The organism is Streptomyces yunnanensis (genome assembly GCF_029011865.1).
GTDB lineage: Bacteria > Actinomycetota > Actinomycetes > Streptomycetales > Streptomycetaceae > Streptomyces > Streptomyces yunnanensis.
Genome location: NZ_CP095749.1, coordinates 2,307,381 through 2,322,986, shown reverse-complemented (window position 1 = coordinate 2,322,986; position 15,606 = coordinate 2,307,381). Strand labels below are relative to the sequence as shown.

14 protein-coding genes are annotated in these 15,606 nt (G+C 69.4%); 8 read left to right on the top strand and 6 right to left on the bottom strand.

From position 1 onward, the window contains the following. The first annotated feature begins 1 nt into the window (after window position 1). The 5 genes from MOV08_RS10190 to MOV08_RS10170 all read left to right on the top strand — a co-directional run bounded on the left by MOV08_RS10190 (window position 2) and on the right by MOV08_RS10170 (window position 4,886). Window positions 2-1,198, top strand: a complete 1,197-nt coding sequence (locus tag MOV08_RS10190; RefSeq protein ID WP_275311748.1) for a cytochrome P450 — start codon at window positions 2-4, stop codon at window positions 1,196-1,198. Window positions 1,199-1,264: 66 nt separating this feature from the next. Beyond that, a complete protein-coding gene (locus MOV08_RS10185) occupies window positions 1,265-1,459 on the top strand; it encodes a ferredoxin (RefSeq protein ID WP_039629555.1) in 195 nt (64 codons plus the stop codon). Window positions 1,460-1,467: 8 nt separating this feature from the next. After that, a complete protein-coding gene (locus MOV08_RS10180; RefSeq protein ID WP_039640105.1) occupies window positions 1,468-2,643 on the top strand; it encodes an NAD(P)/FAD-dependent oxidoreductase in 1,176 nt (391 codons plus the stop codon). Window positions 2,644-2,979: 336 nt separating this feature from the next. Next, the gene (locus tag MOV08_RS10175) at window positions 2,980-4,212 is read left to right on the top strand and encodes a sensor histidine kinase (RefSeq protein WP_039629554.1); all 1,233 of its coding nucleotides are present in this window, start codon (window positions 2,980-2,982) and stop codon (window positions 4,210-4,212) included. Window positions 4,213-4,214: 2 nt separating this feature from the next. Beyond that, window positions 4,215-4,886 (top strand): response regulator transcription factor, encoded by a 672-nt coding sequence (locus MOV08_RS10170; RefSeq protein ID WP_275307152.1) that lies wholly within the window; start codon window positions 4,215-4,217, stop codon window positions 4,884-4,886. Here MOV08_RS10170 and MOV08_RS10165 read toward each other — a convergent pair. Both MOV08_RS10165 and MOV08_RS10160 read right to left on the bottom strand, forming a co-directional pair. Further along, entirely contained in the window at window positions 4,850-5,101 is a 252-nt protein-coding gene (locus MOV08_RS10165) for a hypothetical protein (protein WP_420834146.1), read from the bottom strand. The two genes, MOV08_RS10170 and MOV08_RS10165, sit on opposite strands and share 37 nt — an antisense overlap. A 145-nt stretch (window positions 5,102-5,246) precedes the next feature. Beyond that, window positions 5,247-5,642, bottom strand: coding sequence for a nuclear transport factor 2 family protein (locus MOV08_RS10160; protein ID WP_039629548.1), 396 nt, complete (start codon window positions 5,640-5,642; stop codon window positions 5,247-5,249). Window positions 5,643-5,829: 187 nt separating this feature from the next. On the opposite strand from MOV08_RS10160, the gene MOV08_RS10155 reads away from it, so the two are divergent. Both MOV08_RS10155 and MOV08_RS10150 read left to right on the top strand, forming a co-directional pair. Further along, on the top strand, window positions 5,830-6,762 hold the full coding sequence (locus MOV08_RS10155) for an SDR family oxidoreductase (RefSeq protein ID WP_275311747.1): 933 nt from the start codon (window positions 5,830-5,832) through the stop codon (window positions 6,760-6,762). Between the two features lie 71 nt (window positions 6,763-6,833). Beyond that, entirely contained in the window at window positions 6,834-7,208 is a 375-nt protein-coding gene (locus tag MOV08_RS10150; protein WP_275307150.1) for an MmcQ/YjbR family DNA-binding protein, read from the top strand. A gap of 339 nt (window positions 7,209-7,547) precedes the next feature. Here MOV08_RS10150 and MOV08_RS10145 read toward each other — a convergent pair whose 3' ends face one another. Both MOV08_RS10145 and MOV08_RS10140 read right to left on the bottom strand, forming a co-directional pair. Next, window positions 7,548-8,867 (bottom strand): salicylate synthase, encoded by a 1,320-nt coding sequence (locus MOV08_RS10145; RefSeq protein WP_275307148.1) that lies wholly within the window; start codon window positions 8,865-8,867, stop codon window positions 7,548-7,550. Beyond that, entirely contained in the window at window positions 8,864-9,676 is an 813-nt protein-coding gene (locus MOV08_RS10140) for a class I SAM-dependent methyltransferase (RefSeq protein WP_275307147.1), read from the bottom strand. The genes MOV08_RS10145 and MOV08_RS10140 overlap by 4 nt, the downstream gene beginning before the upstream one ends. A gap of 383 nt (window positions 9,677-10,059) precedes the next feature. On the opposite strand from MOV08_RS10140, the gene MOV08_RS10135 reads away from it, so the two are divergent. Then, a complete protein-coding gene (locus tag MOV08_RS10135) occupies window positions 10,060-10,509 on the top strand; it encodes a hypothetical protein (RefSeq protein ID WP_275307146.1) in 450 nt (149 codons plus the stop codon). A gap of 445 nt (window positions 10,510-10,954) precedes the next feature. Here the strand turns inward: MOV08_RS10135 and MOV08_RS10130 are convergent, their stop codons facing one another. Further along, window positions 10,955-14,974 (bottom strand): type I polyketide synthase, encoded by a 4,020-nt coding sequence (locus MOV08_RS10130; protein ID WP_275307145.1) that lies wholly within the window; start codon window positions 14,972-14,974, stop codon window positions 10,955-10,957. Further along, window positions 14,961-15,533: a carboxymuconolactone decarboxylase family protein gene (locus tag MOV08_RS10125; RefSeq protein ID WP_275307144.1), complete on the bottom strand. Its 573-nt coding sequence runs from the start codon at window positions 15,531-15,533 to the stop codon at window positions 14,961-14,963. The genes MOV08_RS10130 and MOV08_RS10125 overlap by 14 nt, the downstream gene beginning before the upstream one ends. Window positions 15,534-15,606 lie beyond the last annotated feature (73 nt).

Here is a 15,606-nt window from a genome sequence, read left to right as displayed (position 1 = left end):
CGTGACGAACTCCCAGCCCACCAGGACGCAGCCCACAGTGCGGAGTTGCCCCTTCGATCCGCCGGAGGAGTACCGGACGCTGCGTGAGCAGGACCCGATCACACCGATGACCTTCCCGGACGGGTCGACCGGCTGGTTGGTCACCAGGTACGAAGACGTGCGCACGGTCCTCGCCGACCCGCGGTTCAGCTCGAAGCGCCGCATCATGCGAGCCGGCGACCCCGCGGCACAGGGCGCACCGGTGCCACCGCCTCCTCCGGGGATGTTCATCATGATGGACGCACCGGAGCACACCCGCTTCCGGCGGCTGCTCACCGGGCAGTTCACCGTGCGCCGGATGCGGCAGCTGGCGCCTGCGGTGGAGCGGGTCGTCGACGAGCAGTTGGACGCGATGGCCAAGGCCGAGGGCCCGGTCGATCTCGTCCAAGCCTTCGCGCTGCCGGTTCCCTCACTGGTGATCTGCGAGCTGCTCGGGGTGCCCTACGCCGATCGTGAGGAGTTCCAGCGCAACTCGGCCACGATCGTCCGACTCGATGCGAGCGCCGAGGAACTCCAGCAGGCTCAGAAGGCGATGCGCGGGTACCTCCACCAACTGGTGGTCGCCAAGCGGGCGAACCCCACCGACGACATCCTCAGTGACCTGGTCCGCTCCGGAGAGCTGACCGACGAAGAACTTGCCGGCGTCGGGGTGTTGCTGCTGATCGCCGGGCACGAGACGACCGCGAACATGATCGCGCTGAGCACGATGTGCCTGCTGCGCAACCCCGAACAGCTGGAAGCGCTGCGTGCCGACCCGTCCCTGATGGACCGAGCGGTCGAGGAGCTGCTGCGCTACCTGACGGTCGTTCAGTTCGGCGTGCGCCGCACGGCGCTGGAGGACGTGGAACTGCACGGCCACCAGATCAAGGCAGGCAGCCTGGTGGTCGCTTCCTTGGCATCCGGAAACCGGGACACGGCACGCTTCACCGACGCCCCGGAGCAGTTGGATGTGGGCCGGCCGTACAGCCCGCACCTGGCGTTCGGCCACGGCATCCACCAGTGCCTCGGCCAGCAGCTGGCCCGGGTGGAGATGAAGGCCGCACTGTCCGCGCTCCTGGAACGGTTCCCGACGTTGCGACTGGCGCTTCCGGTGGAGCAGGTGCCCATGCGCGACAACATGCTCGTCTACGGCGTCCACGAGCTGCCCGTGACCTGGTGAGGCCGGCACACACCAGCGCATCGTCGCACCACACACCAAACACCACACACCACACGGAGAACCACCATGAAGATCCTCATCGATGAGGACAAGTGCGTCGGCGCGGGCCAGTGCGTACTGGCCGCCGCCGACGTCTTCGACCAGCGGGACGAGGACGGCATCGTCATACTCCTCGACGCCGCCCCGCCCAACGCGTCGCTGCCCCAGGTCAAGGACGCCGCCGCCCGCTGCCCCGCCCTGGCGATCGAGGTGGTGGAGTAGTGCCCACCATGGACCACATCGTCCTGGTCGGCGCGTCGGCCGCGGGTCTCACCGCGGCCGACGCCCTGCGACGCGAGGGCTTCACCGGGAAGCTGACCATGGTCGGCGAGGAACTGCGGACTCCCTACGACCGTCCACCGCTGTCCAAACAGGTGCTGGCCGGTGACTGGGAACCGCACAGGTCCACCCTGCGCCAGGACACCGACCTCCAACGGCTGCGCATGGACTTGAGACTGGGCTGCCGGGCGACCGGCCTGGACACGGCGGGGCGCACCGTCACCCTGGCGGACGGGGAACGACTGGGATACGACGGCCTGATCATCACCACCGGACTGCGCCCCCGTCGCCTGCCCTTCGGCCACGACCTGGCCGGCGTGCACGTGCTGCGCACTCTGGACGAGGCCCTGACACTGCGCGCCCAGTTGCTGGCCGGGCCCCGCGTCGTGGTGATCGGCGCCGGATTTCTCGGCAGCGAGATCGCCGCCACCACACGCTCTCTCGGCCTGGACGTCGCCCTCGTCGATGTCGAGCCCACCCCGCTGGCCAGGCAAGTCGGCCCCGGGGTAGGCGGGTTGGCGGGTGACATGCACCGCGACCACGGTGTCCGCCTGTGCATGGGCCGCCATGTCACCGGCATAACCGGCGAGGACGGGCGGGTCACCGCGGTGGTGCTCGACGACGGCACCCGGCTGCCCGCCGACGTCGTCGTGGTCGCGATCGGATCGGTGCCGGCAACCGCATGGCTGGCCGACTCCGGGATCCCACTGGCAAACGGGGTGCTCTGCGACGTCACCTGCCGGGCCGCACCCCGGGTGTACGCGGCAGGAGACGTCGCCAACTGGCCGCATCCCGGGGCCGGCCGCCGAGTCCGCCTCGAACAACGCGCCAACGCCACCCAGCAGGCCATCGCCGCCGCCAAGAACCTCCTGTCCGGCCCGGCGGAGGCAGTGCCCTACGCACCCGTCCCGTTCGGCTGGACCGACCAGTACGACACCAAGATCCAAACCTACGGCTGGTGCCCCTCCGACGCGACTGTGGAAGTCGTCGACGGAGATCCACAGGCACGCACGTTCGTCGCGCTCTACAAGGCGGACGGCGACCGCGTGGTGGGCGCGCTCGGCTGGAACAGCGCACGCGCCCTGCGCGAGTACCGCAGCCACATCAGCGAGGACGTCGCCGCCTGACGCCCCCTGCCCGGAACACCGCCCCTGCCCCGCAGCACTTCCCAGACAGGCATTGCCGACGGGCAACGGACACCGGCAAGCCGCACCAAAGCCCGCGCCTTTCCCTCAAGTAAGGAGGCACCCATGACCTGTCGCGCGGTATCAGCCTGCCCCGCAGCAGGCGGGGCATCGCCGCGGCAACTGCCGTCATCGCCTGAGTCTTCGGCTCCTGCTGCCGAGTCGGAAGTCCCGGCAGACGGGCATCCTCCGGCTCCGGCCATGAGCCCGCGAGAACCGCCTGGCCGGACCGCCGTCATCGCCGGTCCGGCCCGGGCTGCGTACCGTGGGAGCGTGGAAATGATCGACCGGTTCAGGCGGTGGCTGCGGGCAGCCTCGCCGCTCGCGCGCGACCTGACTGTCGCAGTCAGCTGCTTCACTCTGGCCGCCCCGGTGGCCGCCGCCATCGCCTTCCACGACCACACCACGATCTCCTGGTCCGTCACTGCCCTCGCGGTCTCCTGTGTGCCGCTGATCGCCCGGAGCCGCTGGCCGCTCCCTGTGGTGGCCATGACCGTGACCGTGCACCTGGCTCAGTTCGTCCTGCTCCCGCTCCCCAGGCCGACGCCCGCCGCCACGGCCGTCGCGCTCTATACGGCGGCGATCGGCAGCGACCGGCGCAGAGCCTGGCAGGTTGGCGCATGCTCAGCCGTCGCGCTCATCACCGCGTCGCTGATCTTCCGCCCGGGCCTGGAGAACATCCCGCAGGTCCTTGCCCTGATCGCCTGGACACTCACGCCGGTGGCCGTCGGCGACGCCGTCCGCAGCCGCCGCGAAGTACTCGCCGCCGCCATGGAGCGAGCCGAACGGGCCGAGCGCACCAAGGAGGGCGAAGCCCGCCGCCGGGTCACCGCGGAGCGCCTCCGGATCGCTCGGGAGTTGCACGATGTGGTGGCCCACCACATCACCCTGGTCAACGCCCAGGCAGGTGTCGCCCACCACCTCATGCGCACCGACCCCGACCACGCCTACCAGGCGCTCGAACGGATCCGGGACACCAGCCGGTCGGCGCTGGACGAACTGCGTGCCACCGTAGGACTGCTCCGGTACGGCGAAGACCCCGTCGCGCCCCGCGAACCCACACCGGGACTGGACGGCCTCCAAGGTTTGCTGGATTCCTTCCGCCACTCCGGCCTTGACGTCACCCTGGAGCACACCGGGCATCCGGGCGCGCTGTCGCCGATCACCGACCTGGCGGCCTACCGGATCATCCAGGAGGCCCTGACCAACACGCGCAAGCACGCAGGCCCGGCGTCCGCGCGGATCCGCCTGGACTTCCGCACCGACGTCCTGCAGATCACCGTCGAGGACGATGGCTGTGGCATCGCGGCAGACGACCGCGGTAGCGGCCCTACCATCACAGGCATCGACATGGACGGAGCCCGCGACACCAGCACCGGCACCGGGCACGGAATGATCGGGATGCGCGAACGGGCCAAGGCCGCCGGAGGCACCCTCACCACCGGACCGCGCCCCGGCGGGGGCTTCCGTGTCGGCGCCGAACTGCCGCTGCGCGCCGGCCGAAAGGGCTGACCATGACGATCCGTGTCCTGCTCGCCGACGACCAGGCACTCCTGCGCGGCACCTTCCGGATGCTGCTCGATTCCGCCCCCGACATGGAGGTCGTCGCGGAGGCCGCAACGGGCCGCGAGGCCGTCGAACTGGCCCGCAGCCACCGCGCCGACCTCGTGCTGATGGACATCCGGATGCCCGACCTCGACGGCCTCGCAGCAACCAGGCTGATCAGGGATGACGAGAATCTTGCGGGGGTGAAGGTCCTGGTGCTGACCACCTTCGAGAACGACGAGTACGTCGCGGAGGCACTACGCGCCGGAGCCAGCGGCTTCCTCGGCAAGGGCATCAACCCTGACGAACTCCTCGATGCGATCCGCGTGGTCGCCGCCGGCGACTCCCTGCTCTCGCCCACCGCGACCAAAGCCCTGATCGCCCGCTTCCTGACCCAACCCGCACCACCCGACCGGGCCGCGGCACCGCAACTGGCCGCACTCACCCCACGGGAGCAGGAGGTGGTCACCCTGGTCGCAGCCGGGCTGTCCAACGACGAGATCGCCGAGCGGCTCTTCGTCACCCCGCTCACCGCCAAGACCCACGCGAACCGCGCGATGACCAAGCTCGGCGCCCGAGACCGAGCCCAACTCGTGGTCATCGCCTACCAGACAGGACTGGCCCGTCCCGACGCCCCATGACCCTCGCCACCGATCCACCGGCGGCCTGCCGCCCGGATCAGTCCGTATTTCCTGGAGGCGCGGTCGGTGGTGATCCACACCTCGCCGCCCGGCTCGTGGGCATACCAGATGGGGACGCTCACCAGTGCTCGACCCGGATCGCCCGGGGCCACCGACAGGACGCCGAGGTGCGGCTCGGCCAGGAACTGCTCACGTTCGTCAACGGTCATCGGCATGGCGGCACCTCGCGGTCAGATGTGCAGGCCATCGGTGCCGGCCGGGACGGCCCGCGCTCGGGGCGGGCGGCGTCCGGATCGGTCGCGATGGCCTGCGTCGGGCTTCTTTCGGTGTTGGGGTGGTGGTGTTTTCGGTGCGGGGAGGTCACTGCCCGCCGACGTAGTCGTCCTGCGCGGCGATCTTGCCCTCGCGCAGCTGCAGGACCGTGCAGAAGCTGGCGGTGACCCGCTGGCCGGCCGGGGGCAGGGCCGGCACGGCCCCGGAGCTGGTTCCCGCGAAGTCGGTTTCGAGGGCGATGGCGTCCCCGTCGGCGATGATCCGCTTGAGGGTCAGCTTGCGGTCGGGGACGGCGGCCGCGTACTCCTGGATGTGGCCCACGAAGGCATCCCGGCCGTGGAAGGCAAGCTGGTAGGCCCTGACGGTGTAGGCGACGTCGTCGGTGTACAGCGCCCCGAACCGGTCGAAGTCCTGGTCGTTGTAGGCATTCACCCACTGGTGAGCGAGCTCGCGGGCGTCCGCGTGAACGGTGTTGCTGGTCATGACTGCTGGCCTTTCTGTTGCCTTGAGGCGTCGTACCGAGAGGTTGACACGGATATAGGTCGATTCATGTCCTATATCCGCAGAGTCCCCGAATGGTCCGTATAGGACGCATCCTGTCCTATACGGAGGTGATGCTTCCGCTATGACTTCTCGGGACACCACCAAGATCACAGGCGGGAGCACGGGCATGGGCGAGGGGAAGGGGAAAGGGAAGGCGCTGGCCGGGAAGGTGGCGCTGATCGCGGGGGCGACCCGGGGTGCGGGCCGGGCCATGGCGGTCGAGCTCGGCCGGGTCGGCGCCACCGTCTACGTGACCGGCCGCACCACCCACGGCAGCGTGAGCGAGACAGGCCGCCCGGCAGAGACCATCGAGCAGACCGCCGAACTGGTCACGGCGGCCGGCGGCGAGGGCATCGCGGTCGTCGTCGACCACCTCCAGCCGGAGCAGGTGCGGGCGCTGATCGAGCGCATCGACAACGAGCAGGGGCGACTGGACGTGCTCGTCAACGCCGTCTGGGGCGGCGACGGCCTGGTCGAGCACGGCCAGAAGATGTGGGAGTGCGACATGGACAAGGGGCTGCGGATGCTGCGGCTCGGCGTCGAGACCCACTTCGTCACCAGCCGCTACGCCCTGCCGCTGATGATCCGACAGCCTGGTGGCCTGGTGGTGGAGATGACCGACGGTACGGAGGAGTTCAACCGCCGTTACCGTGAGCCGTTCTACTACGACCTGGCCAAGTACGCGCCGATCAGGATGGCGAAGGCGCTGGCGGCGGAGGCCGGCGAGTACGGCTGCACGTCTGTGAGTCTGACCCCCGGTTTCATGCGCACCGAGGCGGTGCTGGAGATGTTCGGGGTGCGTGAGGAGAACTGGCGCGAGGGCTGCAAGGTGGACCCGACCTTCGCGGTCTCCGAGACCCCCGCCTACGTCGCACGGGCGGTGGCGGCGCTCGCCACCGACCCGGACGTGGCCCGTCTCAACGGCCGTTCGCTGTCCGCCGGCGCCCTGGCCAAGGAGTACGGCTTCACGGACGCCGACGGCTCCTCCCCGGACCCCGCACGGTACTTCGAGGACTTCATGACCACCGGCACGGCCCCCGACCCCGACGACTACCGCTGACCACCGCACCATGCCCCAGGTCCCGGGCTCCGGGGCCCGGGGCGGCTCGCAAGGTGAAGGGAGACACCGCCATGACTCCAGCGGATGTCGCGGAGTTCGCTATGGAACTGCCGGAGGTGGCAGAGAACGAGCCAGGCCCCGGGATGACCCTCTTCAAGGTCGGCGGCAAGATCTTCGCCGTCCTGACGGAAGCCAACGCCTCGCGCCCCGACCAGGTGACCCTCAAGTGCGACCCCGATCTCGCCCTGCACCTGCGCGAGCAGTACCCGGCGGTCGGCCCCAGCTACTACGCGCGCCTGCCGCACTGGAACACCGTGGTCCTGGACGGCACCGTGCCCGCCGACGAGCTCGCCGACATGATCGAACACTCCTGGGACCGCGTCGTGGCCCACCTGCCCCGCACCACCCGCGACCGGCTGCAAAGGCTCCACCAGGACCAGCCGTGACCTCCCCAGTGCATCAGGCACGCGGGAGGACCACCACACTCACGACCGGCCCTTTCAGCAAGGCATGCGACCTGGGCACGTACACCTGACGCTCGTCGTGGCGGCCTCACCCGCACCGTCCCAGGGTAGGCGCAGCTGCCGTGGACGACGCCGAACACACATCGCCGCCCCAACCCGCAGGGGCTCGACAGCCCCTGGACAACCGCAACCACCCCCTCTTCTCCCCTCACAAGGAAGGTTTCACCATGAAGATCGCTGTCCTCGGTACCGGAGACGGTGGCCTGCCCTGCGGATACCGTCTCCACCGCGCAGCGCCGCGGCTGCCGTGACGGGCTGGGTTCATTCACCGGGCACGAGATGACGGGTCACGCTGTTGAGCTTCTCGCAGGTTTCTTCGTGTTCGCGTTCCGGGCGGGAATGGCGTACGACTCCTGCGCCGGCGCGCAGCCAGGTTCGGTCAGTGTCCTGGTAGATCGTTCGCAGGACCAGGGCGGCGTCGAGGGCGCCGTCGTCATCGCAGGTGAGCACGGCGCCCGCATACAGGCCGCGGGGAGTGAGTTCGACCTCGCGGATCAGATTGCGTGCGGTCTGCTTCGGAATGCCTGTGGCGGTGACGGCGGGGAAGACCGCGGCGAGTGCGTGCCATGGGCCGTGTCCACTGCGCAGCCGTCCGCTGACCGCGGAGGCGAGGTGCTGGACGCTGCCCCGCTCCTGGACGGTCATGAAGTCCCGGACGTGCACGGTGCCGCAGACCGAGGCGAGTTCGTCGCAGGCGAGTCTGACGGAGATGGCGTGCTCGTGGATCTCCTTGGGGTCGCTGAGCAGGTCTGCGCGGAGTCGGGCGTCGGTGTGCGGCGAGCCGGTCCGCGCACGGGTACCGGCCAGGGGAGTGGTGGTGACCTGGCCGTCTCCGGTGGCCTCCAGGATGGTTTCCGGGCTGAATCCGGCGGCCCGCAGTCCGCCGAGGTCCAGGAGGAAGGACCGGGCCGGCGTGTTGTGGTGGCGGCCCGCGTAGTAGCTGGCGGCCAGGTCGACGGTGTAAGGGACGGTCACCTCCCGCGAGAGGACCACTTTCTCAAGGTGCCCTGCCTCGATGGCGGCTACCGCGGTGGCCACGGCGGCCCGGTAGTTCCCATGGTCCTCGGCGTTGAGGGTGAGGCGGGCCTCCGTGAGCGCGGGCGGGCCAGGGTCCGAGCGGACAAGCCCTGCCAGGTGCTTCAGTCGTTCCTCGTCGGACGCCCGGAGCAGGACCCGGCAGTCCGTGATCCGCACTTCCGAGGCGGGAACCATGAGGAACAGCAGATCGCCCGAGTCCTCCGGCAGCGTTGCGCCCGAGAGTACGTCGGCCAGCTCGAACCTCGCCCAGCCGTACGCCCGCCATCCCCGCAGCGGCAGACCGGCCAGCAGCGAACCGACCCCCGGCAGGCCCTCCGCGAGCGGCAGGTGACGCACCAGCGGCCCGCAGGTCAGCTCCATGCCTGCAGGGCTCAGCCGGAGCTCGGCCAGCCGCCCCGCAGCGAACGACCAGATGCCTTGATTCTCGTAGACCATGTAGTCGCTGAACGCCCCGGATCTGGCCAGGCGGCAGGCGAGCGCCAGTGGCCCCTCCGCGATGTCCAGCGCGGTCTCGCAGTAGTGCGCGGAGACGGGAGCGCTCATGACGTCACCTCCGGACGGTCGAGAGGGCGGCGCCCCCGGGCGGAGACCAGCGGATACGAGGCGACGGCGAACCTCGGATCCCGCAACAGCGCCCAGAACGCCTGGAGATCCTCCTCCGTGACGTGACGGGCGTGCAGCGCGGTGCGCAGCTGCTCGGTGTTGACCTGGTGAAGCCGTACGCCGGTCTCACCGCCCCGCCACGCCTCGGCGTACGTCGTGGCGTTCACCCCCTCCAGACCGCAGGCTGTCAGCGCCGTGAACAGTCTGCGCCCCCACAACGGGTCGGCGCCGGCCGCGCGCAGTTGGTCCATCAGCGCCTCGTGGACCCGCTCGAAGAGCGCGGCCCCGTCCTCTCCGGGGGCGGCCAGTACCGGCACGTACCCGCAGTCGAAGTCCTCCAACAACAGATATCCGCCCGGCCGCAGCGCCTTCACCAGGCGCGAAAGCACCTCCTCGCGCTGCGGCAGGTGCAGCAGCACCAGGCGGGCGTGCACCAGATCGAACTCCCCCTCCGGCAGCGAATCGCGCGTGATGTCGTGCCGCCGGACCTGCACGTCACCGCGGTACCGCAGACCATGCAGATGGCCCGGCTCCACGTCCGTCACGACGACTCGTCCCGTGCTGCCGACCACGGTCGCGAGCCAGGCACCGAGCGAGCCCGAGCCGCCGCCGACCTCCAAGCACCGCCACCCCGGCCCCACCCCGGTCCGCAGCAACTGCGCCCGCGACACCGGGTCGTAGCATTCCTCCAGCGCTGTGAACCGGTCCGGAGCCTGAACCGCCGTGTTCTCGAAGACGTATTGGTTCATCCCACCCCCAAGGTCAATCAACCGGCCGTGCAAGTGGAACTCCCGCCTGCCCCTGATCGCTCACGGCCCGCTGCGAAGCCGTTGATCCTTCCGAGCCGGGCGCGCGGAGGCGATTACAGAGGCTCGCAGGGAGCGAAGAGAGCGCATGCCGTCCCGGGCTGCTCGCGGGCCTTGCGGCCGGGCAACGGCACCTGATGGGCCTCTACGTCTCGCCGCACCAGGTTCACATCGATCTGCGCAGCGTTCGAGCCTGCGGGCATAGCTCAGCTCCCCCACTCGCCAGTGTTCGCTGCGACCGTCGGGTGACAGCGCTCAGTATCGCCAAGCCTGATTCCCGTGCGTAGGAGGCACATTCAGCCAGTCAACTCACGGCCCATCTCACCATGCTTGAGTCGGAGCCCGAGTCTGTTCCCGATGACGCCACACGGCATCCGCAGCGCCTTCCGAGGCCGGCCCGAGCTTTGGCCAGAGAGCGCTTCTGCCAGTCGCTGATCGCGATCGCGGAACGCCCGGAGGTGCCGCGGGACGAACTCACAGCACAGCTACGAACCACGCTTCTGGACTTCGCATCGGAGACTCCCGACAACCAGGAGGCCGCTCAGCACGTCGCAGTACTGCCCATAGAACAGCCGCAGCCAGTGATGCGGATGTGCCTCAGCCCCTCGGGCTTCTCCGTCGCACAAGTATTGCTGAGCGCCGATGGCTGTCCTTTACCTGACTGCGTACTTGACAAATTCCCGGACCTGAACCAGGACGAATGGAACGCCGTCATCCAAGTCAGCGGGCTGGCCCTCTTGGCGTTCGAGGCCGAACCAGGCTGCACAACGGAGTAGCTTCTGCATTGCACCGACAACCAAATCCCTGCAGCAGGCAGTCCGAAATCCCAAGCGTGGACCAGGCCCAGTGATCTTTGGTCTCTGGCACCTGATGCAATTCAAACTGAATATAAGCGTTCACTCATACGAGTGATGCATCGGGCGCCTGCAGAGTAGTAGCTTATGGAGAGTGGGGTTTTCTGCGGCGGCGCGATAATCGCGTATCGGTCGTGCTGGGCTACGGCGGCTGCAGCTCTCCCCGCATTAGTGACATGTGCGTATGGTTCAAGTCCCCCCTCGGGAACTCACTCCAACGGCCTAATCCGTGCGGTGGGCAGGCACTTGCATGAGGAGTCGACCGGCTGGTCGAGATGGGCGGGTGAATTCCCTGCGGCTTGGCCACCAACAAACCCGAGCCCATGCCGGCCATTACCGGTGACAAACCGCATCTCAGATGTGAAGGTCACGATCTACGGCTGGGCCTGAGATTTGCCAGCCAGTCGTCGATCATGATGGCGATGGCGGGCGCGCGATCATGCAGGAGTGAGAAATGGTCGGCGTCGGCCTCCCATACGGTCGTGGCGAACTCCCATGAGGGGAACGGCGCCCTCGTGCCGGGGAGCGGGCGCGTGGCCCTGATCAGCAGGGTGGGGATGGGCAGCGGCTCGGGGCTCCAGTCGGCGAAGAGGCCGAGGTGGGCCCCGCTGACCGTGAGCTCGTAGTCGTCGAGTGTCGCGGTGTCTGGCTGGTCCAGGAGGTGTTGCAGTACTGCGGCTGCGTGACGGGAGCTGACGCGTTGTGGGGAAGGGGTGTCGAGCAGCACGAGTGCTGCGGGTGGAGTCTTCGCTCTGCACAGTTCGGTGGCGATGGCGTGTGCGGCCCAGCCGCCTGAGGAGTGGCCGAGGAGCACGGCCTGCTCGGCTTGCTTGCCCAGTACGCGTGCCTGGGTGCGGGCGAAGGCGGAGACGGTCTTCGGGAGCTGGGTGCCGGATCGGTGGCCGGGGGCGGGCAGCAGATGTACGTCGCGGGAGCCGCGGAAGGCTGTGGCGAGCCGGGCGTAGTGGAAGGGGTTCGCGCCCGCGAAAAGGGAAGGCACGCAGACGAAGGCCGGGCGGGTGGGACCGTGTGCCAACTGCACCAGTGGGGTGGTGCCTTCGGGCTGAGGTGTGGCAGAGACCGGTAGGAGCCGTCCGGCCCGAGTAAGCAGGTCGACAGCGGCCGGTTCGGCGCGTTCCAGGGCTTTGCGGACGAGCAGGGTGAGCAGACTGGTGGGCGCATCGGCAGTCCCGGTGTTCTCCTCGCGGGCGCGGCTGCTCGAAGCGGTCGGCGCAGTCGGCGCTGCCTGCACGCTGCCTTGCCCTGAGGTGACCCGCTCGCCCAGGTATGTGGCGATCATGTGGGCTGTGGGGTGGTCGAGCACTGTGGTGGCGGGCAGTCCGAGCCCGCTGATTTCGCTGAGTCGCTGTCGTAGTTGCGTGGCGCTCACCGAGTCGAAGCCCAGCTCGGCCAGGTGTGTGTGGGGTGGGATGTCGTCTGGGCTGCTGTGCCCGAGGACTGCGGCGATGTGGGTACGTACTGTTGTCAGGAGTAGTGCGGGGTGTTCCTTGGCGGGCAACTGTGCGAGCTGAAGGGCGAGTTCGGGCTCCTCGCGGGTGGGAGAGGGAGTCACACGCTCGATGCGGGGCTCGGGCATTGCCGGCGTGCCGCTGTATTCGGCCGGGCTGAGCCAGAATCGCCGGTGCTGGAAGGCGTAAGTGGGGAGAGGAACCGGCAGGGTACCGTCGTCGGCAAAAATCCGCGGCCAGTCGATGGTGTGGCCGCGCAGGTGCAGCCGGGCCAGGGCAGCGGGCAGACCGGCGTTCATGGGGCCGCGACGCAGTGTGCCGGTGACAGTGACCGCCTCGGCGTCGGCGGAATGGCCGGACGCCCACTGCTCGACGATGTCCTCGACCGTGGGAACAAGAGTGGGGTGCGGGGAGACTTCCAGGTAAGTGGTGTGCCCGTCGGACAGCAGCGCTTCCACGGCGCCCTGGAATCGGACCGGGTTGCGGAGGTTGTCTCCCCAGTAGCGGGCGTCCAGGACCGAGCCTGGTAGAGGATGGGGGTGACCGTCAGTGGAAGGGTGGAACAGGACTGACGCGGTCCGGGGGCGGATGTCGGTAAGGGACTCCTCGAATTGCCGCCGGACGGTCTCGATGTGCGGGGAGTGGGCGGCGTAGTCGATCGGAACCCGCCGTGCCCGGATACCGGCCTCCTTGCAGTGGCGTACCAGCTTCGCCACGGTGTTCGGGGCACCGTAGACGACCGTGGAGCGTGGTCCGTTGACAGCTGCCACCCCGGCCTCGTTGAAGTGGCGGGCGAGCAGCTCACACGCCTGTTCCTCGGACAGTTCCAGGACGGCGAGGGCTCCGGAGCCGGCGAGCGGGCGAAGCACCTGACCGCGGCGAGCCACCACAAGAGCCGCGTCTTCCAGCGTGAGTACCCCGGCGACGTGGGCGGCGGTGATCTCTCCCAGGGAGTGGCCCACCACAGCATCGGGCACGATCCCGTATGACTCCCATAGACGCGCAAGGGCGACCATGACCGCCCACAGAGCAGGCTGCACCACGTCCACCTGGTCCAGCGGCCGCGCACCCGGCCGCCCGCGCAGCACATCCAGCAACCGCCAGCCTGTATACGGGGTCAGGGCTTCGGCGCAGGCGTCCAGATGCTGCCGGAACACCGGCTGTGCCTCATACAGCTCACACCCCATCCCCGGCCACTGCGCGCCGTGCCCGGGGAAAAGGAACACCACCTTGCCAGGGATGCCGCGCGGCGCGATGCCGCGGCTGGTTCGTGGATGCGGGTGCCCCTGCGCCAGCGCGTCGAGGGCCGGCCGCAACTCCCCGGGATGTCCGACGATGGTCGCACGGTGTGGGAAGTGGGTACGGGCGGTGGCCAGCGCCCGGGCCACCGCGAAGGGTTCGGCCTCGGGGCGGGTGGCCAGATGCGCTGCGAGCCGGGCAGCCTGGTCGCGGAGCGCGGCGGGGCTGCGTGCGGACAGGAGCCACAGTGGGGGGCCGGGCGGCACCGCGCGGGCCGGTTCCGGCTCCGGGGGCGGTTGCTCCAGGATGAGATGGGCGTTGGTGCCGGAGAGGCCGAACGACGACACAGCAGCGCGCCGGACGCGGCCCGGGGCGAACGGCCAGGGGACGGGGTCGCGCAGCAGGTGGAGCACGCCGCTGTCCCAGTCGATGTGTGGACTTGGCTCGCCGGCGTGCAGGGTCCGGGGCAACTGATCATAGCGGAGCGCGAGCACCATCTTCAGCAACCCGGCGACTCCCGCCGCCGCGACGGTGTGGCCGAGGTTGGATTTGATGGACCCCAGGTACAGCGGACCTTCGCGTTCTCCACCGTAGGCGGCGATCAATGCCTGGGCCTCGATGGGATCTCCCAGCGTGGTACCGGTGCCGTGGGCCTCCACCGCGTCGATGTCGCCCGGCGCCAATCCGGCGTTGCGCAGGGTGGCTCGGATGACGCGCTGCTGGGCGGGGCCGTTGGGCGCGGTGAGTCCGTTGGAGGCGCCGTCCTGGTTGAGGGCGGAGCCGCGGATCACGGCGAGCACAGGATGTGCGTTGCGCCGGGCGTCGGCGAGCCGTTCCAGCAGTACCAGGCCGATGCCCTCGGAGAGCCCCATGCCGTCGGCGCTGGCGGCGAATGCCTTGCAGCGGCCGTCGTGGGCGAGGACGCCGAGCGAGGCGAGCCCGACCAGCATCTCCGGCGTGGAGTTGATGGTGGCGCCGCCAGCGAGGGCGACATCGCAGTCGCCGGTGCGCAGGGCCTGGCAGGCAAGATGGATGGCGGTGAGGGAGGAGGAGCAGGCGGTGTCGACGCTGACGGCGGGGCCTTCCAGCCCGAGGGCGTAGGCGATGCGACCGGAGGTGATGCTGGGGGTCGTGCCGCCCTGTCGGTAGCCTTCGCCGGGCAGGCCGTCGTCCGGCAGCTGTACCGGTCCGCCGTAGGTGGTCGGCATGAGGCCGATGAAGACTCCGGTGTTGGTGGATCGCAGCCGCGTGGGGTCGATGCCGGCGCGCTCCAGCGTCTCCCAGGTCACCTCCAGTAGCAGGCGCTGCTGCGGATCCATGGCCTGGGCCTCGCGTGGGGAGACCTCGAAGAACGCGGCGTCGAAACCCGCAACGTCCCTCAGGCCACCACCTGCGAGCGATGGCGGGCTCGCGGAGTCCCGGGCTGTCAGTCGGTGCCAGGCGGCGAGATCCCAGCCCCGGTCGTCGGGCAGCGGCCCGATGACGTCGCGGCCCTCGGCCAGCAGTTGCCACAGTTCTTCCGGGGTGGTGACTCCGCCGGGGAAGCGACAGCCCATCGACACGATCGCCACCGGTTCGCGCCAGCTCTCCACCAGCTGCTGCTTCTCCTGCTTGAGGCGAGCGTTCTCGCGCAGGGCGACGCGCAGTGCCCGGAGCACCCGGTCGTCATCCTGTGGCATCACTCACCTCCCGTTCGGCTGTGGGCGGTGCGGGGTCCGGAGTTACGCCGAAGCTGTTGAGGGCGGCCGCCCACATGCGGTAATGGCCGGCCAGCACGGACACCTCGATCAACTGCTGTTCGCCGTAGTGCTGGGCAAGCCGCTGCCAGGTGGCCTCGGAAATGCAGGCATGGTGGTGGAGTTCGTCGGCGGCGGTGAGCAGTGCCGCCTCGTGCGCACTCCAGTCATCGGCGCCCGGGCCCGCCGCCGTCCGCGCGATCTCGGCGGGGGTGAGGCCGGTGAGGTGGCCGATTCGGACGTGCTGGGCATGGATATACGCCGACCCGGCCAGGTGCGCGGTACGCAGGATCACCAGCTCCCGGTCCCGATCCGGCAGTGTGCCCGCGTACAGCAGCATCGTGGACAACGGGAACGAGGCGGCGAGGAGTTCCGGATGGCGGGCGAGGGTGGTGGTGATGTTGGCGGTGCGCAGCGCTGTGTCGGGCAGCGCGTCGAGCAGTTCCCGGACCTTGGGGGCGAGATGCTCAGGGTCGAGTGGGGCGATGCGGGGCGCGGTCATGCCGTACCGCCTGTGCAGCTTGTGCAGCGCGCGGGAAGTGTGGCGACGCCGCACATCAGCAGGCACGGGGATG